Here is a 19,812-nt window from a genome sequence, read left to right as displayed (position 1 = left end):
GTTACCGCAACAGCAAAGCACGTGTTTTCAGAGAGGCAGCATTTCATGGCGAGTATCGGTTTCATTGGTCTGGGCAATATGGGTGGCCCGATGGCGGACAATCTGGTCAAGGCGGGCCATGAGGTTCGCGGGTTTGATCTTTCTGCCGACAGTGTGGCTCGATTTGTGTCGGCCGGCGGGGTTGCCGCCGACAGCATCAAGGCGGCTGTTGCGGGCGCGTCTGTTGTCGTGACCATGTTGCCGGCCGGCAAGCACGTAAGGGATGTCTACACCGGTGATGATGGCCTGATTTCTGTTTGTGAGCCCGGTACGTTGATGATCGACAGTTCAACAATCGACGTTGAGACTGCGCGGGACGTGATTGCGCTGGCCGACGCGGCAGGTCACCAGATGCTTGACGCACCGGTGTCCGGTGGCACGACTGGTGCTGCGGCCGGGACACTGACGTTCATGTGCGGCGGCAGCGATCCCGCGTTCGCAAGCGCCAAACCGTTCCTGGACATCATGGGCAAGAATATTGTCCACGCCGGCGGCCCCGGAAACGGCCAGGCGGCAAAGGTCTGCAACAATATGCTGCTCGCCATTTCAATGATTGGCACGTGTGAGGCCTTCCTGATGGCGGAACGGCTGGGACTGGATGCACAGCGGTTTTTTGATATCTCGTCAACGGCATCCGGTCAGAGCTGGTCGATGACCACATACTGCCCCGTTCCAGGTCCGGTCCCGACATCACCGGCCAACCGTGACTACCAGCCCGGTTTCGCCGCCGCCATGATGTTCAAGGATCTCGATCTCGCCAAAGGAGCTGCGGAAAGTTCGAAAACCTTCACTCCAATGGGCGCGCGTGCACTTGAGCTTTACAAAGAGTTTATGGATGAAGGCGGCGCAAACACTGATTTTTCAGGCATAATCAAGCATCTGGCTGGCAGAAAATAGCGAAAAATGGAGCCTGCAAGTATTTGCTAACCGTGACGCCATATCTGTCAAATTTGATGCAAATTAGCCTCTGATTTACCTATATCATTGAGCTGATCTTAAAAAACCCGCCCTAGAGTCATCGTCAAGGCAGGGACAAAACCTGCCACTTAAAAATAGACGAACTTAAAACATAAACGGGCAGGTATTGAACATGAATAAGATGACCGCAATGGCGGTCCGCGATGACGTGGACCAGGACAAATCTGAAATCAAGAATCGCTATCTTGAGTCACTGACACTTATTGAGCGGCTTCACCGTCGTTTGCTGGATGTGATCAAGGACGAATTTGAACGCAACGGTGAACAGGAAGTCAATTCCGTTCAGGCACTGCTGCTGTTCAACATCGGTGACAGCGAATTGACCGCAGGCGAATTGAAAACCCGCGGCTACTACCAGGGTTCAAACGTTTCCTACAACCTGAAAAAGCTGGTTGATCAGGGATATGTAAGCCATGAACGTTCAAGCGCCGACAAGCGTTCAGTCCGCATCTCGCTGACCGAACGTGGTCAGGTGATTCGCGAACAGATTGACGCGCTTTATAACCGTCAGTTGCTGTCTTTGCGCGAAGTTGCCGACATTGACGTTGAAGAATTTGATCGCCTGAACAAGGCTCTGGGCCGTCTTGAGCGGTTCTGGACAGACCAGATTCTGTATCGTCTGTAACACTGGCGGCGACCGGGTACTCAGACAAAATGGATGCTTGAGGGCGCAGATTGTGCCGTAAGTCCACTATGAGCCGGGTTTTCCCGCAGTCTCGCAAAAAATTGAACTCGCGAAAGGTCTCAGCTTTTCGCGGGTTTTTTTGTTGAACAGGCCCGCAATTGGGTTGGGTTGCCCAATTGAGGTCGGAATTAACAGACATTCACTATCCTCAAAACCGCGAATGTTGTATGCACGAGGCATAGTATTCGTTGATCAGGAAATGTGAGATGTTGGCTGGGGTTGCAAGAGTTTCACTGGTTGCCTTGATGGCAAGTACGTTGTCGTACACCGGTTTGCCTGTTGAGGAGGCCGCCGCCGAGTCGATTGAGCGTAACTACTATCCGCGTACACGATCCGTTCAGCCTGCGAACACTGGCATTGACGCCAATGGCGAACGCGGTGCGACTACGCTGAATTCCGCAACCGACTGGCTGAGGTCTTCGCCTCCGCGTGCAGAGGCAACCGATAAATTGTCCTCGCGCACTCAGATATACAGCAGCAACCGTTCAGTCGCTCCGATGCTGAGTACACGCAGCGCACAGGCGCTGGAGTCCGCAATTAAGTTCTATGAGAGAATTGTGCGCGGCGGCGGCTGGGGACGGACTTCTGCCTCCAGGTCACTTCGCAAGGGCGGAAAGGGACGCGCTGTCACAGCGCTGCGCCGGCGCCTGGCTATTGAAGGGTATCTGCCCCGCAGTGCAGTGGACGGTGAAAAATATGACCGCGTTGTCGCTCAGGCCGTCGCCGGTTTTCAGCAAAACCATGGCCTTCGGGTTACCGGCCGGGTCAACAAGGCAACCGCGGCTGCCATGTCGGTGTCAGCAAGGTCCAAGCTTGAAACCATGCAGGCCAACCTGATCCGCCTGCCGGAATATACCAAAGACCTGAACAGCAGATATGTGCTGGTCAACATTCCTGCAGCCAAGCTCGAGGCGGTGCAGAGCAACCGCGTTGTCTCAAGTCATGCTGTCATTGTCGGCAAGCCCGAGCGCCCGTCGCCAATCGTGACCAGCGAAATTAGCGAAATAAACTTCAATCCATACTGGCACTCACCCAAGTCCATCGTGATCAAGGACATCGTACCCAAGGTGCGCAAGTCCAAGTCGATCCTGAAAAAAATGCAGATCAAGATTTTCGACGGCTATCGCGGCCCGGAAGTGGATCCGCGTTCGATTGACTGGAGGGCACCGGCCGAAGAGATTGCCGATAAATATCATTTCCGCCAGGAACCCGGCGGTGAAAATGCCATGGCGTCGGTCAAGATCAACTTCCGCAACAAGTTTTCGGTGTACATGCATGACACGCCGACCAAGACATTGTTCCAGGAAAACCAGCGCTATTTCAGTTCAGGCTGCGTGCGTGTGGAGGATGTTCACCAGTTGACATCCTGGGTGCTGGGCAATCAGGACGGCTGGAATTTGCGTCAGATAAAATCCGTTGCGCGCTCGGAAGATCGCATTGACGTTGCCCTTAAGGGCAAGGTTGCCGTGCACTGGGTGTACCTGACAGCGTGGGCTGGCCCTGACGGCATGGTGCGCTTCCGCCCCGACATCTACGATCTTGACGGTACCGGTTTCATTACCGGCCAGCCGATTGGTTCACCTGAAGGCCGCGCCGGGTAGGTTCACCTATTCATTTAACGAATGCAGGATTTCCTGAGCTCAGCGACGCATTGCCGCTTGGTGAGGATCACGCATTGCGATGTCACGCCATTATCTGTCATACGGATCATCTTGTGTTGCCCGAAAATAGTGCAGAGGGAAGCTCCGATCATGACCGCTCAACCGAAATCTACTCAATCCGGTATTTTTCCCGGCTTTTTTTCCGACACCCTGGCTGGATCTGACGCCGAGCTGGCATCAGCGATTTCCCAGGAATTTGGACGTCAGCAGAACGAGATAGAGCTGATCGCGTCAGAAAACATTGTGTCGCGTGCCGTATTGGAGGCACAAGGTTCGGTGCTGACCAACAAATATGCCGAAGGTTATCCCGGCAGGCGCTACTATGGCGGGTGCCAGTATGTGGACATTGCCGAGGAATTGGCAATCAAACGGGCCTGTCAGTTGTTCAATTGCGAGTATGCCAATGTGCAGCCCCATTCGGGCGCAAATGCCAATCAGGCGGTATTCTTTGCACTGCTGCAGCCGGGCGACACATATCTCGGGCTTGATCTTGCCTGTGGTGGTCACCTGACGCACGGTTCGCCGGTCAATCAGTCCGGCAAGTGGTTCAACCCGGTTCCCTACAAGGTCGATCCGGTGACCCACAGGATCGACTATGACGAGGTCGAAAAACTGGCGCTCGAACACAAGCCGAAGCTGATCATCGCCGGTGGGTCGGCCTATCCGCGATTTATCGATTTCAAGCGGTTCCGCGAAATCGCTGACAAGGTAGGTGCCTGGTTCCTGGTCGATATGGCGCACTTTTCCGGTCTGGTTGCCGGCGGTTCGCATCCCAATCCGCTGGAGCATGCGCACGTGGCGACAACCACAACCCACAAGACCCTGCGCGGTCCGCGCGGCGGCATGATCCTGTCCAACGATGCGGCTTTGGGAAAGAAGTTCAACTCATCTGTTTTTCCGGGCCTTCAGGGTGGCCCCCTGATGCATGTGATCGCAGCCAAGGCGGTGGCGTTCGGGGAAGCTCTGCGTCCGGACTTCAAGGAGTATTCCGCAGCCGTCGTTGCCAATGCCAACGCGCTGGCTGAAGCCATGCTCGAAGGTGGCCTTGACCTGGTGTCCGGCGGTACGGACACACATGTCATCCTGGTCGACCTGCGCCCGAAGAAGGTCACAGGAAAGGCAGCCGAGGCCGCGCTTGGCCGGGCAAACATCACCTGCAACAAGAACGGCATCCCGTTTGACCCTGAAAAACCGATGATCACATCCGGCATTCGCCTCGGCTCGCCGGCCGGCACCACCCGCGGCTTTGGTGTTGCGGAATTCCGGGAGGTCGGTCAGTTGATCATCGAGGTGTTGGATGGGCTTTCAACCAATGGTGAGGATGGAAATTCCGCAGTAGAATCAGCCGTTAAGGATAAGGTGGTTGCATTGACTGGTCGTTTTCCGATCTATTCCTGATCGGAAGCGATTGAGTCGAACCGTCAAATCAAGAGGAGGGGCTGACTGCTCATGCGGTGTCCCTACTGTAGCAGCCACGATTCACAGGTGAAGGATTCGCGGCCGTCGGAAGACGGAGCCGCCATCCGCCGCAGGCGTCATTGCCCGGATTGCGGCGGAAGGTTCACGACTTTCGAGCGTGTTCAGTTGCGCGAGCTGATAGTGCTGAAAAAATCCGGCAAGCGAGTGCCTTTCGACCGGGACAAACTCGCGCGATCAGTTGCAATTGCTGTTCGCAAGCGGCCGGTTGACCCGGAACGCCTTGAACGCATGATGTCATCCATCGTCCGGCAACTCGAGAGCCTGGGTGAAACGGAAATTACCAGCGATCTCATTGGCGAGCATGTCATGGAGGGGTTGCGGGTTCTCGATGATGTGGCATATGTCCGGTTTGCCTCCGTATACAGGAATTTCCGGGAAGCCCGGGATTTCGAGGAATTGTTGGGCGAGCTTTCATCGGAAGACGAAATGCCCGATGAGAGTGACGACGACAATGATAACAACACAGCCGATGACCGTGACGGCAAGCCTGATTGAGGTAGCCTGGTCATGAGCGACGAAATCTATATGCGCCAGGCAGTTGCCGCCGGCAGACGGCAACGTGGATCGACGGGAGAAAATCCGTCTGTCGGGTGTGTGATCGTGTCTGATGGTGCGACTGTCGCAGTGGCATCAACCGCCCCAGGTGGGCGTCCACATGCCGAAACACAGGCGCTCGCAATGGCAGGTGAGGCAGCACGTGGCGCTACCGCCTTTGTTACGCTGGAACCGTGTTGTCATCACGGGCGAACACCTCCGTGCGTCGATGCGCTGATTGAAGCCGGTATAGCGCGGGTGGTGACAGCCCTCGATGATCCTGATCCAAGGGTGTCCGGTGGCGGTCACAATGCGCTGCTGGATGCCGGTATTGACGTGACACAAGGTGTGCTGGCGGATCAGGTGAACTGGGAATTGCGTGCTTTCCTCAAACGCCACATTGAAAAGCGCGCCTATGTGACTCTGAAACTTGCTGTTTCTGCGGATGGGAAAATTGCGGCAAAACCCGGTGAGCCGACCGCAATCACCGGTGAAGCCGCGCGTGATCGGGTGCATCTGCTGCGCGCCGAGGTGGATGCGATACTGGTCGGCGTCAGCACTGTGCTGGCAGATGACCCTGATCTGACATGCCGCTTGCCGGGTATGGCGGACCGCTCACCTGTGCGCATCGTGTCGGACAGCAAATTGTCCATACCGCTGACAAGCCGACTGGTGGGATCGGCCAACGATGTGCCTTTGTGGATCATGACAACCAGTGCCTGTGCCCCGGACACCAGGTCTGCACTGGAAGCCAGGGGTGTTCAGGTGATCGAGTGCGGCGCGACGGTCGACGGCAAAGTGGACCTTGACGATATGCTGGTGAAACTGGCTGACAGGGGCGTTTCGCATGTGCTGGCGGAAGGCGGCGCGCACATGGCGAGAGCCCTGGTGGAGGCTGACCTCGTCGACGAAGCGGTATTGCTGCAAGCGCCCAAGAAAGTTGGCCCGCAGGGCCTTGCCGCCATGGCAGGCCTGCCGCTGGATACCATCAGGGCGTCTGCCGGTTTCAGGCAGCGCGGAGAAAGTGAAAGCCTGGGCGCAGATTGGCTCGCCAAATACGTTCGGGTGCGTTAAACGATTGCCATGTTCACCGGCATCATTACAGATATTGGCACTATTGAAGGCATTGAACGGCGTGGTGACACGCAGTTCACGATCTCCAGTGGCTATGACGCGGCAGGCATAGCGCTTGGCGCGTCCATCTGTTGTTCCGGCTGTTGCCTGACCGTCACGTCAGTTGCCCACGGTGCGGATGGAGGATGCCATTTTACCGTGGATGTATCCGCTGAAAGCCTGTCGAAAACCACACTTGGCGGCTGGGCCGAGGGCACCCGGATCAATCTGGAGCGCGCTCTCAAGGCCGGTGATGAACTCGGCGGGCATATCGTATCCGGGCATGTTGACGGGGTTGCCGACATTGTTTCGATTGAAGATGACGGCGACAGCCGCAGGTTTGTGTTTTGCGCGCCAGAACAACTCGCCAGGTTCATCGCGTCCAAGGGATCAGTTTGCCTTGATGGCACGTCCTTGACGGTAAACGATGTGAACGGGGTGAATTTCGGCATCAATGTGATACCGCACACTTTATCAGTCACAAGCTGGGGCAATGCTCAGGTGGGGGACAAGGTGAACCTGGAAATTGACATGCTGGCCCGCTATGTGGCGCGCCTCAATGAAAGCCTCGACAAATGACAAGTATACCCTCAATTCCGGCTGCATCACCGGCTGAGAAGTTTCGCGTGCTGATCGTGCAGTCGCCCTATTATGAGCATATCGCCTCTCAGTTGCTTGAAGGCGCAAAGGCACCCCTTGAGGCTGCAGGATGTGAGATCGAGATCACCAGTGTGCCCGGCGCGCTGGAAATACCCGGCACGATCTCCATTGCATATGAGTTCGGCGACTATGACGGCTTCGTGGCGCTCGGTTGCGTCATCCGGGGAGAGACCACGCATTATGAAATCGTGTCCGGTGAAAGTGCACGTGGCCTGATGGACCTGAGCATCGATGGCGCGTGTATCGGCAACGGCATTCTGACGGTTGAAAATGAAGACCAGGCCAAGGCCAGGGCAAATGTCGCGGACATGAACAAGGGCGCAGGGGCAGCCGAGGCCTGCCTTGCGATGATGCAGTTCCGGCTTGACCAGGAATCCCGTGATGACTGATGCAAAAGACACTTCGGCAAAACCGGCAGGTAAACCATCCCGTCCCCGCACAGGCGTTGCGCGTTCTGCGTCGCGGTTGGGCGCCGTCCAGGCCCTGTACCAGATGGATATCGGCGGCAGCGAACTTGCTGACGTGCTGGCTGATTACGGGTCTGGCAGAATAGGCGTGCAGTTCGATGACGGCCAGTGTGGTGAGGCTGATTACGGGTTTCTCAAGGCCATCGTCGAGGGTGTGGTGCGGGACCAGTTGCTCATCGACAAGAAGGTGAATGAGTGTCTGGGCGAGGGCTGGACGCTGGCCAGGCTGGAAGCGACGTCGCGTGCAATTTTAAGGGCAGGGGGTTTTGAACTCCTGTTCAGGGATGATGTACCGCCCAAGGTGACGATTTCAGAATATGTTGAAGTCGCCAAGGCATTCTTTTCCGGCAGCGAACCGGGGTTTGTAAATGCCAGTCTGGACGCCATGGCCCGCAAACGACACCCGGAGGAAATGTGAACTGCTGCTGGTCTTAGCCGGACGAGATGTACTGTTTCAGCGATTCCGCCTCAAGGCGGATTTCATCCATCTTGGCCTTGACGATATCGCCAATTGACACCAGGCCGGTCAGCTTGCCGTCAACAGCGACGGGCAGATGGCGTATGCGTCTTCCGGTCATGAACTCCATGCAATTGTCCACAGTGTCAGTCGGCGCACAGGTGACAACGTCCTTTGTCATGATTTCACGGACTTTCACGGACAGGAACTTCGGCCCGAAATCAGTTAGTTGCCGGACGATATCGCGTTCCGAAACGATGCCATCGATTGCGACCGCGTCGCTGCTCACGACAACAGCACCAATCTTGTTCTCGCGCAACAATGTTGCCAGGTCACGTACACTTGAGTCAGGTGAAACTGTAGTAACTGCGGTTCCCTTGGCGTTGAGTATGGTCTGAACCTGCATATGGTCATGTCCTCCCGTTGGGTTTGATTTCTGTATTCACCTTCGACTATAGCATGATTGTGCGCTGTATTTGCGCTGCCAACAAGGCCATTGGTCTTCCTGCATACGAGAGTTGCAATCTGTGCGGCTTGCACCATACCCAATTCTGCATCAGTGTGCGCGCTATGACGACAGCTGTTTCCGACGATGTTCCCTTTGTTGACGACCGGGCCGCACGGCGCAACGCGTTGGTGCTCGCGCTTGCACAGGCGTTCTATGGCATGGGTGCAATCAATATTTTTATTACCGCCGGGCTCGTGGGTACCCAGATCGCACCGTCATTGAGCCTGGCTACCGTGCCGGTGTCGACCTATGTGATCGGAACCGCGCTGGCCACGGTGCCGGCGTCCTTGTTCATGCGCCATGTCGGGCGCAAGGCGGGGTTTCTGACCGGCGCCATGTTCGGTTTCATTGGCGCGTTAATCTGTGTCTATGCGATATTTGCGCGGGATTTCTGGCTGTTTTCATTTGGCACGTTCCTGCAGGGCGGGTATCAGGCATTTGCCGGCTACTACAGGTTCGCCGCTGCCGATACCGCATCGGCGGCATTCAAACCGAAAGCGATTTCCTGGGTCATGCTGGGTGGCATTGCCGCCGCCGTGTTCGGGCCGATGATCGTGATCGGCAGCCGGTCCTTTTTCGAACCGGTCATGTTCGCCGGTAATTTCGCTGCCGTTGCTGCTTTGTCAATTGTTGCCATGGCCGTCATCTGTTTTGTCAATATTCCACATGAGCGCGAAGATCTGAGCAAATCGGATGCGCGTCCGTTGTCGGAGATATTGCGCCAGCCCCGGCTGATCGTGGCGATCATGTCCGGCATGATGGCCTATGGAATGATGAACCTGGTGATGACCGCGACACCGATAGCAATGGTGGCGTGCGGTTTTACCGTTGATCAAAGCGCCTGGGTTATCCAGTGGCACGCGCTTGCCATGTTTGTTCCAAGCTTTTTCACCGGCAGCCTGATTTCGCGGTTCGGCGTTGAACGTGTGCTGGCGGCGGGCATGGTCTTGCTGAGCATGGCCGGTATCGCAGGATTGACCGGCATTACCTTTGCCAACTTCGCTGTTGGTCTGGTGTTGCTGGGCATTGGCTGGAATTTCGGCTATGTCGGCGGTACCGCCATGGTGACCGAGTGTTACCGCGCCAGCGAGAAGAACAAGGTTCAGGCGGTCAATGACTTCTGTGTCTTTGCAACTGTCGCAACCGCGTCTCTGACATCCGGCAAGCTGTTGGATGCCATCGGCTGGAACGCGGTCAACATGGCTCTGTTCCCGATGGTTGGATTGTGCCTGTTGGCGCTGGCCTGGCTGAGTCTGAATTCCCGTCGCGTTGCGAGTGTGTAAACAGGTTCCACATCACGCCGTGATGTTGTCTGTCAACGCAAACTGTTGAGGAACATGCAAGGTGTACGGAAGCTGATTCTGGGTGCAGCCGAAGTCCCGGACCAATGACGAAATTGTCTGTCCTTGCGATCCTCTTGGGGCATTTGCGCGGGTAGGTTGTCACTACCACTGACCCAGCCGGATAAAACATACCCTAAACAGCGCGTGAAACGGTGCTGAAATGGCAGTTCTGCGGGCACCGGGCGATATAGCCGATAGTAGTGTTAAAACAACTGTCCAAAGCGGTTGCCTAATTAACAGAGTTTTAATATGTTCCGCCCCGGTCGATCCGGGCAAAAGGGTATTCGAGGGGATTCTCTATCAAAAGAGCAGGGGCCGTCTTGGGATTGTGCATGCTGACACGCCCGGGCGAGTACTCTCCAGATTTCCGGATCTTAGTCATATAAACAGCAAGGAATTCACCCATGAGTTCGACACTCTGGCTTATTATAGGCTGCGGTATCCTGTCTATCGTCTACGCCATCTGGGCTACAAAGTCCGTTCTGGCCGCTGACGCAGGCAATGCCCGCATGCAGGAAATCGGCGACGCCATTCGTGAGGGCGCCACGGCTTATCTCAATCGTCAATACACAACCATTGCGATCGTTGGAGCGGTGGTATTCGTCATAGCGTTTCTGTTGCTTGGTGCCACGGCAGCCATTGGCTTCCTGATCGGCGCCGTGCTGTCAGGCGCTGCAGGCTTCATTGGCATGCACGTTTCTGTCCGCGCGAACGTCAGGACCGCACAGGCTGCTTCAAAGAGCCTGGCGGGCGGTCTGGAAATTGCGTTCAAGTCCGGCGCTATCACAGGCCTCCTCGTAGCGGGTCTCGCCCTGCTGGGAGTTGCGGTCTACTTCTGGATCCTGACTGGTCCCATGGGCTACGCACCAACCGACCGTGTGGTCATTGATGCGCTGGTTGCCCTCGGCTTCGGCGCGTCCCTGATCTCGATCTTTGCCCGTCTCGGCGGCGGTATCTTCACCAAGGGTGCTGATGTCGGCGGCGACCTGGTCGGCAAGGTTGAAGCCGGAATTCCGGAAGATGATCCGCGCAACCCGGCTACCATTGCCGACAATGTCGGCGATAATGTCGGTGACTGCGCCGGCATGGCGGCTGACCTGTTTGAAACCTACGCGGTTACGATTGTGGCCACCATGGTTCTGGCGTCGATCTTCTTTACCGGCGATGCAGCGGTCAACCTGATGCTGTTCCCGATGCTGATCGGGGCATCGTGCGTTGTTACCTCCATCATCGGTACCTTCTTCGTGAAGCTGGGTGCAAACAACTCGATCATGGGTGCGCTCTACAAAGGCTTCATCGCCACTTCGGTGCTGTCGGCCATTGCCATGGCAGGTATTGTTTGGGGCTGGCTGGGTGCAGATACTGTCTTCACCACCTCAGGCGGAACGACCTTCACCGGCGCCAACCTGTTCTGGTGCGGCTTTATCGGTCTGGTGGTTACCGGTCTGATCATCTGGATAACAGAGTACTACACCGGCACCGAATACCGCCCGGTACGCTCCATTGCACAGGCATCGGTTTCCGGTCACGGTACCAATGTTATTCAGGGGCTGGCTATTTCCCTCGAAGCAACGGCAGTTCCGGCGCTCATCATCATCGGCGGTATCATTGCCACATTTGCCCTGGGCGGATTGTTCGGCATTGCAATTGCAGTAACCGCCATGCTGGCGCTTGCCGGCGTGGTTGTCGCGCTTGATGCCTTCGGTCCTGTGACTGATAATGCCGGCGGTATTGCTGAAATGGCAGACCTGCCTGCGGAAGTGCGTCAGACGACCGACGCGCTGGACGCAGTGGGCAACACCACCAAGGCCGTTACCAAGGGCTATGCCATTGGTTCTGCTGGCCTCGGTGCACTGGTGCTGTTCGCCGCCTATACCGAAGACCTCAAGTTCTTCGCGGCAAATGCAGCGCCGGGCAGCTTCTTTGAAGGCGTGAATGTCGACTTCTCATTGTCCAACCCCTACGTGGTTGTCGGCCTGTTGTTTGGTGGTCTTCTGCCTTACCTGTTTGGTGGTATCGCCATGACGGCCGTGGGCCGTGCCGCAGGTGCTGTGGTTGAGGAAGTCCGTCGCCAGTTCAAGGAAAAGCCGGGCATCATGAAGGGTACGGAAAAACCCGACTATGGCCGTGCCGTAGATATGCTGACCCGTGCGGCGATCAAGGAAATGATCGTTCCTTCGCTGTTGCCCGTGTTGTCTCCGATTGTCTGCTTCTACTTCGTGTATGCAATCACCGGCGACAAGAGCCAGGGCTTTGCGGCACTGGGCGCCATGTTGCTCGGTGTGATCGTCAACGGCCTGTTCGTTGCGGTATCCATGACCGCCGGTGGCGGTGCATGGGACAATGCCAAGAAAGCCTTTGAAGACGGTTTCGTCGACAAGGACGGTGTGAAGCACGAAAAGGGTTCGGAGGCCCACAAGGCATCTGTAACCGGCGACACGGTTGGCGATCCCTACAAGGATACAGCCGGTCCCGCGGTTAACCCGATGATCAAGATCACCAACATTGTAGCCCTGCTGCTGCTGGCGATCCTTGCGCACTAAAGAATGACGTCCAGACAAAGCAAAACCCCCGTGCAGTGTGAAAACTGCACGGGGGTTTTTTGTTTCAGTCTGTCTGTTGCCCTAGTAGTTGCTTCCAGGGCTGCTGATAGAGCCTGATTGACCTTTCGGCGGACCGGTGTCGTTTGGCGTGAAGTTGCCGAGGTTGCCGAACATCTGTTGCAGGATCGTCAACTCACGCCCGCGCGATGGTGTTTCGCGCGAGTTCATGTTGATGATGTTTCCATCCTGCAGGGTATATTGTCCGAAACTCTGGACCTGGTCGAACTGACTGAAGCGCACAGCAAGAATTTGCCGGTCCAGTTCCTCATTTTCCAGAAAAGCGCTCGTTTTCACGCGCGACGAGATATAGTAAAAGCTGTCGCCCTGGTGCTGGACCGTAGCCGTTGTCGACGGTGAACCCAGTGAGGTGCGAACTTCCTGCTTGGTCATGCCGAGGCGCAGCTTCTGCAAGTCCTCCGCACGGGCCTGGTAGCCGCGATGTTCGATGTCACGCGAACAGCCTGACAGAACTGCCGCGGCAGCCAGGACAAAGCCGGAGCAAAGCAGGGCTCTGCGCAATTTACTTGATGCCGGTACGATAATAGGCTTGAAGGTTCGCACTTGACGTATCACTTCTGTTGCGGTCATCCGGAAACCGGTTGGCCAATTGCAGCAACACCTGCTGCTGGTTACCGTTCAGCCACGTTGCCCGTGGCTGCAAAATCCAATTCTGTCTAGTTGGTCCTGCATGATATTCAAAAGTATTCTTTCGCGCACGCAAAAACTGAACCCTGTCAGAACCGTCTACGAGGCGATTGTGGCACAGGCACGGCAGGCGGACCTGTATTCCGAGCTTGCAGTGCCCGATACGCTTGATGGACGGTTCGACATGATCATACTGCACAATGATGCGGTGATGTGCCATATGCAGGCCGGTGAAGAGTCGGACAAGGCGTTTGCACAGGCCCTGATTGATGAAGTGTTCCGTGACATGGACCGTTCCCTGCGCGAAATGGGTGTCGGGGACATGGGGGTCGGTAAACGCGTAAAGAAGATGGCTTCCGTCTATTATGGCCGGGCCAATGCCTATGCAAATGCGCGTGCTGAAGGCGAGGCGTCAGTGGCAGCGGCGCTGGTGAGAAATGTCTTCGAAGGTACCGAAAGCAGAACACAGGCTGCCGAACGGCTTGCCAAGTACACCATACTGATGCATGACGCGGTTGGCGCAATGGACCGGGCTGAAATCCGGGCCGGCAATCTGAACCTGGACGGCCTGCGCCCCTGATCCTTATCAACCGGAATCGATAGAAGTAATTGAAGCATATGAGTGAAGATCTCGAATTTTCCCGCCTGTTCGACGTTAGCAGGATGGCACCTGAAGGTGCGTCGGAGACCATCAGCGCGACCACGGAGGAATGTGCCGCGGTTGCCGCGCGGTTCGGGGTGGAAGCAGTGCATTCGATATCTGCAACTATCCATATACAGCCTTGGAAACGTGGCGGTTTTCGTGCTCGCGGCGAGGCATCAGCGAGCATTACCCAGACCTGCGTAGTGACGCTGGACCCGTTCGAAAGCGATGTCCGCGCGCAACTGGATCAGGTTTTCATCGCCAGGGACAGCAGGCTTGCCGCCGATGATGTAGAGGTCGTTGTGTCACATGACGAGGAAGATATCGGCTACATCGACGATGGCGAAATCGAGCTGGGCGAATTTGCCGTTGAAGCGCTGTGCCTGGAGCTTGATCCGTATCCCCGAAAAGACGGTGCGGAATTGCCGGTATCATCGTCGGGAGAAGCTGGAACCGATGAACCGAAGGTCAGCCCCTTTGCTGTGTTGAAGCAGTTGAAACTCAAGGACAGTGATTAGGCGGGCGATGGTGCAAACGACACTTACCTGTTGTGTCCATGCCGCAAACCACTATCCTTCGACGTTCGACAAAAAGGGGCATGCGGATTGAAAAGTGATTCCGGAGACATAATTATTGCGCTTGATGCAATGGGTGGTGATCACGGGGTGCCAGTGGTGCTGCAAGGCGCTGCCGAAGCGCTTGCAGCGCGTTCGGAACTCAGCTTTGTCCTGTTCGGAGACGAGACGGCGATCATGGCAGAACTCGATGGCCTGCCGGCGCTGAAAGCCCGTTCGATTGTGCATCATACCGACGTGGCAATCGCGATGGACGACAAGCCGTCGCAGGCGATCCGGCGTGGCCGCAAGACATCAAGCATGTGGCAGGCGATTGATTCGGTGAAGCAGGGCGAAGCCCATGCAGCTGTTTCAGCCGGCAATACCGGTGCCCTTATGGCCATGGCCAAGGTGTTGCTGAAGACCACCGAAGGGGTTTCCCGGCCTGCCATTGCCGGGATGTGGCCGACTCAAAAAGGCCGCAGCATCGTGCTTGATATGGGCGCGACCGTCGGGGCTGATGCCGATCAGCTGGTGTCAAATGCCATCATGGGAGCGGCGATGGCGCGATGCCTGTTCGGCATCCGGCGCCCCATGGTCGGGTTGCTGAATATCGGCGTGGAGGAAGTCAAGGGCGTTGAAGCTGTTCGCGAGGCCGGCGCGTTGCTGCGAGAAGCCGAGCTGCCGCTGCAATATGAAGGTTTTGTGGAAGGAACCGATATTGGCACCGGCAAGGTCGATGTGATCGTGACGGAAGGCTTTAGCGGCAACATTGCCCTGAAAACGGCAGAAGGCACCGCGCAGCAGATTGTCGCCGTATTGCGTGAGGAAATGAGCCGCACTGTTGTGAGTAAAATCGCGGCTCTGTTTGCAAAAGGTGCGTTTTCGCGGTTAAAGAAACGGCTTGATCCGCGCACCTACAATGGCGGCGTGTTTCTGGGGCTGAACGGTGTCGTGGTCAAAAGCCATGGCGGCACGGATTCAACAGGATTTTCATCTGCCATTCATGTTGCAGCTGACATGGTGGCCAATGATCTCGTGGACAGGATTGACAGGGGCATAGAACTTGCCCCACACGAGCATCACGATCACACGGACGAACAGGCCGAAGCGGCCAGTGCAAGTTGAGCAGGAATAAATAATATATATGACACGTTCCGTAATCCGTTCTGTCGGATCCTATTTGCCGCAACGGGTAATGACCAATGCCGAGCTGGCTGAAATGGTCGACACATCAGATGACTGGATTGTTGAGCGAACCGGCATTCGCCAGCGCCATATTGCGGCAGAGGGCGAGCTGACCTCGCACCTGGCAATCAAGGCGGCTGAGGCAGCTCTTTCCAGGTCGGGTATTGCGGCTGCCGACATCGACCTGGTTATCGTGGCGACCTCGACACCGGACCAGACGTTTCCGGCAACCGCGGCAACCGTTCAGGGCGAGCTTGGCATCCTGCAGGGCGCTGCCTTTGATGTTCAGGCGGTGTGTTCAGGATTTGTGTATGCCCTGACTACGGCAGACAACTTCGTGCGGGCAGGCTCCGCGCGCAACGTCCTGGTGATCGGGGCCGAAACCTTTTCGCGGATTCTCGACTGGACCGATCGCGGCACCTGCGTGCTGTTCGGTGACGGTGCAGGCGCCGTTGTGGTCACAGCCGCCAATGATGACGATGACCCCGGCAAGGGAATCCTGGCAACGCGGTTGCGCTCCGACGGCCGCTATCGCGACAAGCTTTATGTGGATGGCGGGCCCTCGAGCACCCAGACCGTCGGCCATCTGCGGATGGAAGGCCGGGAGGTGTTCAAGCACGCCGTCACCAACATTTCCGATGTCATGGGCGAGACGCTTGAGGAGGCCGGTGTTGAACCGGACAAGATCGACCTGTTCGTTCCGCACCAGGCCAACAAGCGAATTCTGGACGGAACAGCACGCCGTTTCGGACTGACCACCGAGAAGGTTGTCATCACCGTCGGCCATCACGGAAACACATCGGCTGCGTCAATTCCGCTGGCGCTGGATGTGGCGCGCGAAGACGGTCGTCTGCAACCTGACAAACTGGTGCTGATGGAGGCCATGGGCGGCGGCTTTACCTGGGGTGCGGTACTGGCTCGCTGGTAACCTTGCGGAAAATTTGCGGCAGGTGTTGCAGCGCAGTGCATAATTCCCAAAGCAAGTGCTTGATCTAAATACAAAGTTACAATTGACTCTACCCGGCAATTGGGTGTTAGGATAAGACACCATCGAGGGGGTGGAGTAATGACAAAGACACTCACGCGTGCAGATTTGAGTGAAGCGGTCCATCGTAAGGTAGGGCTGTCACGAACGGAGTCTGCGGATTTGGTTAAAACGGTTCTTGATCTGATGTCGGACGCCCTGGTGGACGGCCAGCAGGTCAAGTTGTCGTCGTTCGGGACATTCGATGTGCGTGACAAGCGTCAGCGCATTGGCCGAAACCCGAAGACCGGGGAAGAAGTGCCGATTACGCCGCGCCGGGTGCTGGTGTTCCGACCCAGCCAGATCATGAAGGCGATTGTAAACGGAGAGGCGCCGTCCGGCGGGGGCGACTGACTTTCAGTAGCGTGACGAGTGAATGGGTGTGCGGGGGAGCCCTGCACACTTGATCTGGACCATGGAACGCGAAAGAGGCTGAGATTTGACCGACAAGGCGCCCGAAGCATTCAGAACCATATCCGAAGTAGCTGAACAGCTGGACGTGCCGCAGCACGTGCTGAGGTTCTGGGAAACCAGGTTTTCACAGATCAGGCCGATGAAGCGCGGCGGTGGCAGGCGGTATTACCGTCCCGCCGATGTAGACCTGCTCAAGGGCATTCGCACGCTCCTGTACGGTGAAGGCTACACCATCCGCGGTGCGCAGAAGATCCTCAAGGACAACGGTATTGCCCATGTGATCGGCATTGGTCGCGGCGAGGTGTCGGTTGATCCGGCGGAAGAAACCGTCAAGGCAGCCCGCAAGACAGCCGCCAAGCCGGCGGAAGCCAAAGCCGAAGCAAGTGCAACTGCAGCGCCGGCACCTGCCGAACCGCGCGAGACAAAGATCGTGCACGAACTCACCCCGGCCCAGATTGACGAATTGCGCCTGGTCCTGACCGACCTCGCCGCAGCCCGCCGCCTGCTGGTGCCTGACCAGGCCAAATGATCTGGAATCCAGTGATGAATAATAAGCCCGCAATCGAACTTGCGGGCTTTTCTTTTATGGCGAGTGAATGTTATACCCCGCTTCAGTCGGAGCGTAGCGCAGCCCGGTAGCGCACTTGTCTGGGGGACAAGGGGTCGTGGGTTCGAATCCCGCCGCTCCGACCAATTTTCCAAATCATTTATTCTGAGCCGTTATTCGTCTTTTGCATCAGGCGTGCCAAACGGGGCGATCTTCGGGTCGGAGTAGGGGCCGGACACCCCTTCGGATTGTTGCTGATCCTTGGGGAGCTGCTCCTTGTCGACCCGCACCGTGTAGATGTGGCGCTTCACATCAACCAGGATGATACCGAACTTTGTATCAATCGCTGAGACGGTGACATTGAGCTTTTTTGCAACGACCTCGATGGACGGTTTATCGCCGGGACATTGCACATTCATCATCACCATTTCACCCATGGTACTCACTCTAAGCTGGCTTTGTGCGCCTGACGGCAGTTTCCGATGGGCTATAAGCCTACCGGAAACAGCCCCGGCCTTCCATTCGTTTAGACAATCGGGGTCACCCGCGTGGCCAGGTTCGTCGGGCTGATGATGCCGAAGCCGACTTCCCTGTCCCAGCCGGCCGGGCCCGAGGGCTTCACGGCACTGTCCCTGGCTGCCTGGGCAAGGTCAGCCGGCGACATCAGGCTTGGTGGCAGGTTGGTTCTGACCGCGGCTATGCACCCGGCTGCAACCGGACACGCCGTGGACGTGCCGCCATCTGCGCTGCCAACGCCGAAGGCGTTAGAACCGTTGAAGTGCGTGTAGGCGGCAAGGTCGGGTTTTTCCGTCGCCAGCGGCGCCTGGCCGGGGCCCATTGATGAATAACCGACGCGATCCTGATTGACGTCCACACCTGCCACCGACAATACATCAGGGTGTGAGTTGGCACCGGTAATGACATCCGTCGTCACGCCCTGGCAGCGTCCATCGGGGCAGTCAGTGCCGCAATTGCCGGCGGCAAACAGGATGTCCGCTCCAGACTGCGCCAGGCTGCCGACAATCAGGTTGAACGGGTGGTTTGGATTGTCGGCATATCGTCCTGGATGACCGGGGGGGAAATCCCAACTGTGATGGAACATGCCCCAGCTGTTGTTGACCACCAGCGAATGATAGGGCCGTTCTGCCTCCGGTTTGCGCATCATGGTCAGCATGACGTTGTAGGCCTGGACCGCATCTGAGAGGAACCCGTCCATCACCGAGCCGCCGCTGGTTGTCGAGCCAAGAAGCGGAAAGTCAAGCAACGTGCATTCCGGTGCCGCAATCGATACGCAGTAGGCGCACATTGTGCCGTGGTCAACCGGGTACTCGCCGGGTTTTATGTTCGGGGTAGGGGTCCAGAAAACATGAGGATCGAGCCGGGCCGACAGGCCACGCTGGCGCAAATGAGCCAAGTTTATACCATTGTCGACAATGGCAACTGCCACGCCGTCGCCGCTCAATTGCCGGCGTGACAGCTGGCTGACGCCCAGCAGTCCGCGCACGTCCGCGGCATTGCCGCTGGCTGCGTCTCCGGGGCAAATCGGTGCCAATCCCACCTGGGTGTCACAAAATACGCGTGGACCGTCGGAACTGGTGCTGGTCAGCGAGGAGATCTGTTCGGAATCCACCATGCCGCGGACAACGAATTGCTGATCATCGCTGGTGGCGGTCATGCTGAAGCTCTCAGGCGTCGGTGTAGCCATCCCCAGGGGTACGGCGGCAAAGTTTGTGTCCAGTACAACGCCTTCGGGCAGGTCACTTTCCGCAGTTTTATCGATGCCGGTCCCGGCCTGGGACCCGGATGCAAATGACTCTGCCGACATGCGTGCTGACTCACGTGCGGTATCGGTTGCAGGGATAACGATCAGAACAGGAATGGCTACCATTTCTCAATCCTCCGAAATCGGATATGTGGCTATTTCCGGCCGAGTTTTTCCTTGCCGCTATGGCGGTCTTTAGCCGGAGGTGACTGCATCCGCCCGGTCGGTTCGGACTTGGCGGAAGATCGCGGGCCACTTGGCGATCGGTTGGCGCGATTGTTCAATGTCGGCCGGTCCAGGGTCTGTGGCAAACCGCACACCTCAGTCCGCGCCAGTTGAAACAACAATCACATCAAAGATTTGGCAGAAATGAGAAATTGCCCGGTCGCAAGGTTAGCGCTCGGATGCAGGGGGTTTCCATCGGATTTCACCTGTCGCGCAGCTTCAAAGAAACAACGCTGAGGTGCTGGCAATACAACCCTCATGACAACGCTGGTGACAACGCTGA

General features: G+C 56.9%; 21 protein-coding genes and 1 tRNA gene. 18 read left to right on the top strand and 4 right to left on the bottom strand.

The features are described 5' to 3' along the window. The first annotated feature begins 45 nt into the window (after positions 1-45). The 9 genes from mmsB to nusB all read left to right on the top strand — a co-directional run bounded on the left by mmsB (position 46) and on the right by nusB (position 8,034). Entirely contained in the window at positions 46-936 is an 891-nt protein-coding gene (gene mmsB / locus DHN55_RS20200) for a 3-hydroxyisobutyrate dehydrogenase (protein WP_108883366.1), read from the top strand. Between the two features lie 193 nt (positions 937-1,129). Then, positions 1,130-1,642, top strand: a complete 513-nt coding sequence (ldtR, locus tag DHN55_RS20195) for a transcriptional regulator LdtR (RefSeq protein WP_108883365.1) — start codon at positions 1,130-1,132, stop codon at positions 1,640-1,642. A gap of 557 nt (positions 1,643-2,199) precedes the next feature. Further along, positions 2,200-3,303, top strand: a complete 1,104-nt coding sequence (locus DHN55_RS20190; protein ID WP_337660605.1) for a L,D-transpeptidase family protein — start codon at positions 2,200-2,202, stop codon at positions 3,301-3,303. Between the two features lie 150 nt (positions 3,304-3,453). Further along, positions 3,454-4,761 carry a serine hydroxymethyltransferase gene (gene glyA / locus DHN55_RS20185; protein ID WP_108883363.1) on the top strand — a complete coding sequence of 436 codons (1,308 nt, stop codon included), beginning with the start codon at positions 3,454-3,456 and terminating at the stop codon, positions 4,759-4,761. Positions 4,762-4,812: 51 nt separating this feature from the next. Continuing rightward, entirely contained in the window at positions 4,813-5,337 is a 525-nt protein-coding gene (nrdR, locus tag DHN55_RS20180) for a transcriptional regulator NrdR (RefSeq protein WP_108883362.1), read from the top strand. Positions 5,338-5,349: 12 nt separating this feature from the next. After that, a complete protein-coding gene (gene ribD / locus DHN55_RS20175) occupies positions 5,350-6,450 on the top strand; it encodes a bifunctional diaminohydroxyphosphoribosylaminopyrimidine deaminase/5-amino-6-(5-phosphoribosylamino)uracil reductase RibD (protein WP_108883361.1) in 1,101 nt (366 codons plus the stop codon). 9 nt (positions 6,451-6,459) lie between these two features. Next, complete coding sequence (locus DHN55_RS20170; RefSeq protein WP_108883360.1) at positions 6,460-7,068, top strand: riboflavin synthase; 609 nt, start codon at positions 6,460-6,462, stop codon at positions 7,066-7,068. Next, positions 7,065-7,538: a 6,7-dimethyl-8-ribityllumazine synthase gene (gene ribH, locus DHN55_RS20165; protein ID WP_108883359.1), complete on the top strand. Its 474-nt coding sequence runs from the start codon at positions 7,065-7,067 to the stop codon at positions 7,536-7,538. Before DHN55_RS20170 ends, ribH begins: the two co-directional genes overlap by 4 nt. Next, entirely contained in the window at positions 7,531-8,034 is a 504-nt protein-coding gene (gene nusB / locus DHN55_RS20160; protein WP_108883358.1) for a transcription antitermination factor NusB, read from the top strand. Before ribH ends, nusB begins: the two co-directional genes overlap by 8 nt. 13 nt (positions 8,035-8,047) lie before the next feature. Here nusB and DHN55_RS20155 read toward each other — a convergent pair whose 3' ends face one another. After that, positions 8,048-8,479 (bottom strand): CBS domain-containing protein, encoded by a 432-nt coding sequence (locus DHN55_RS20155; RefSeq protein ID WP_108883357.1) that lies wholly within the window; start codon positions 8,477-8,479, stop codon positions 8,048-8,050. A 164-nt stretch (positions 8,480-8,643) separates the two neighbouring features. Between DHN55_RS20155 and DHN55_RS20150 the strand changes: the two genes are divergently transcribed. After that, positions 8,644-9,864: an MFS transporter gene (locus tag DHN55_RS20150; protein ID WP_108883632.1), complete on the top strand. Its 1,221-nt coding sequence runs from the start codon at positions 8,644-8,646 to the stop codon at positions 9,862-9,864. Between the two features lie 464 nt (positions 9,865-10,328). Continuing rightward, positions 10,329-12,467 carry a sodium-translocating pyrophosphatase gene (locus DHN55_RS20145; RefSeq protein ID WP_108883356.1) on the top strand — a complete coding sequence of 713 codons (2,139 nt, stop codon included), beginning with the start codon at positions 10,329-10,331 and terminating at the stop codon, positions 12,465-12,467. Positions 12,468-12,548: 81 nt separating this feature from the next. Here DHN55_RS20145 and DHN55_RS20140 read toward each other — a convergent pair whose 3' ends face one another. Beyond that, positions 12,549-13,046, bottom strand: coding sequence for an outer membrane protein assembly factor BamE (locus DHN55_RS20140; protein ID WP_337660604.1), 498 nt, complete (start codon positions 13,044-13,046; stop codon positions 12,549-12,551). A gap of 169 nt (positions 13,047-13,215) precedes the next feature. Between DHN55_RS20140 and DHN55_RS20135 the strand changes: the two genes are divergently transcribed. From DHN55_RS20135 to DHN55_RS20105, 7 genes are all read left to right on the top strand, one after another. Further along, the gene (locus tag DHN55_RS20135; protein ID WP_108883354.1) at positions 13,216-13,752 is read left to right on the top strand and encodes a ubiquinol-cytochrome C chaperone family protein; all 537 of its coding nucleotides are present in this window, start codon (positions 13,216-13,218) and stop codon (positions 13,750-13,752) included. Positions 13,753-13,790: 38 nt separating this feature from the next. Next, positions 13,791-14,333 (top strand): YceD family protein, encoded by a 543-nt coding sequence (locus DHN55_RS20130; protein ID WP_108883353.1) that lies wholly within the window; start codon positions 13,791-13,793, stop codon positions 14,331-14,333. Positions 14,334-14,420: 87 nt separating this feature from the next. Further along, entirely contained in the window at positions 14,421-15,497 is a 1,077-nt protein-coding gene (gene plsX, locus DHN55_RS20125) for a phosphate acyltransferase PlsX (protein WP_337660603.1), read from the top strand. A 13-nt stretch (positions 15,498-15,510) separates the two neighbouring features. Next, a complete protein-coding gene (locus DHN55_RS20120) occupies positions 15,511-16,485 on the top strand; it encodes a beta-ketoacyl-ACP synthase III (RefSeq protein WP_337660657.1) in 975 nt (324 codons plus the stop codon). A gap of 138 nt (positions 16,486-16,623) precedes the next feature. Further along, positions 16,624-16,935, top strand: a complete 312-nt coding sequence (ihfA, locus tag DHN55_RS20115) for an integration host factor subunit alpha (RefSeq protein WP_108883351.1) — start codon at positions 16,624-16,626, stop codon at positions 16,933-16,935. 85 nt (positions 16,936-17,020) lie between these two features. Next, entirely contained in the window at positions 17,021-17,524 is a 504-nt protein-coding gene (locus DHN55_RS20110) for a MerR family transcriptional regulator (RefSeq protein WP_108883350.1), read from the top strand. 87 nt (positions 17,525-17,611) lie between these two features. Then, positions 17,612-17,688, top strand: a tRNA-Pro gene (locus tag DHN55_RS20105). 27 nt (positions 17,689-17,715) lie between these two features. Here DHN55_RS20105 and DHN55_RS20100 read toward each other — a convergent pair. Beyond that, entirely contained in the window at positions 17,716-17,979 is a 264-nt protein-coding gene (locus DHN55_RS20100; protein WP_108883349.1) for a hypothetical protein, read from the bottom strand. Positions 17,980-18,068: 89 nt separating this feature from the next. Continuing rightward, entirely contained in the window at positions 18,069-19,430 is a 1,362-nt protein-coding gene (locus DHN55_RS20095) for a S8 family serine peptidase (protein ID WP_337660602.1), read from the bottom strand. Positions 19,431-19,812 lie beyond the last annotated feature (382 nt).

The organism is Anderseniella sp. Alg231-50 (genome assembly GCF_900149695.1).
Taxonomy (GTDB): domain Bacteria; phylum Pseudomonadota; class Alphaproteobacteria; order Rhizobiales; family Aestuariivirgaceae; genus Anderseniella.
This window is presented reverse-complemented; position numbering and strand designations above follow the sequence as displayed.

Excerpts from the sequence above, each read along its gene's own strand:
- mmsB (WP_108883366.1), top strand. The coding sequence starts at position 46 with ATGGCGAGTATCGGTTTCATTGGTCTGGGCAATATGGGTGGCCCGATG.
- ldtR (WP_108883365.1), top strand. The coding sequence starts at position 1,130 with ATGAATAAGATGACCGCAATGGCGGTCCGCGATGACGTGGACCAGGAC.
- DHN55_RS20190 (WP_337660605.1), top strand. The coding sequence starts at position 2,200 with ATGCTGAGTACACGCAGCGCACAGGCGCTGGAGTCCGCAATTAAGTTC.
- glyA (WP_108883363.1), top strand. The coding sequence starts at position 3,454 with ATGACCGCTCAACCGAAATCTACTCAATCCGGTATTTTTCCCGGCTTT.
- nrdR (WP_108883362.1), top strand. The coding sequence starts at position 4,813 with ATGCGGTGTCCCTACTGTAGCAGCCACGATTCACAGGTGAAGGATTCG.
- ribD (WP_108883361.1), top strand. The coding sequence starts at position 5,350 with ATGAGCGACGAAATCTATATGCGCCAGGCAGTTGCCGCCGGCAGACGG.
- DHN55_RS20170 (WP_108883360.1), top strand. The coding sequence starts at position 6,460 with ATGTTCACCGGCATCATTACAGATATTGGCACTATTGAAGGCATTGAA.
- ribH (WP_108883359.1), top strand. The coding sequence starts at position 7,065 with ATGACAAGTATACCCTCAATTCCGGCTGCATCACCGGCTGAGAAGTTT.
- nusB (WP_108883358.1), top strand. The coding sequence starts at position 7,531 with ATGACTGATGCAAAAGACACTTCGGCAAAACCGGCAGGTAAACCATCC.
- DHN55_RS20155 (WP_108883357.1), bottom strand. The coding sequence starts at position 8,479 with ATGCAGGTTCAGACCATACTCAACGCCAAGGGAACCGCAGTTACTACA.
- DHN55_RS20150 (WP_108883632.1), top strand. The coding sequence starts at position 8,644 with ATGACGACAGCTGTTTCCGACGATGTTCCCTTTGTTGACGACCGGGCC.
- DHN55_RS20145 (WP_108883356.1), top strand. The coding sequence starts at position 10,329 with ATGAGTTCGACACTCTGGCTTATTATAGGCTGCGGTATCCTGTCTATC.
- DHN55_RS20135 (WP_108883354.1), top strand. The coding sequence starts at position 13,216 with ATGATATTCAAAAGTATTCTTTCGCGCACGCAAAAACTGAACCCTGTC.
- DHN55_RS20130 (WP_108883353.1), top strand. The coding sequence starts at position 13,791 with ATGAGTGAAGATCTCGAATTTTCCCGCCTGTTCGACGTTAGCAGGATG.
- ihfA (WP_108883351.1), top strand. The coding sequence starts at position 16,624 with ATGACAAAGACACTCACGCGTGCAGATTTGAGTGAAGCGGTCCATCGT.
- DHN55_RS20100 (WP_108883349.1), bottom strand. The coding sequence starts at position 17,979 with ATGGGTGAAATGGTGATGATGAATGTGCAATGTCCCGGCGATAAACCG.
- DHN55_RS20095 (WP_337660602.1), bottom strand. The coding sequence starts at position 19,430 with ATGGTAGCCATTCCTGTTCTGATCGTTATCCCTGCAACCGATACCGCA.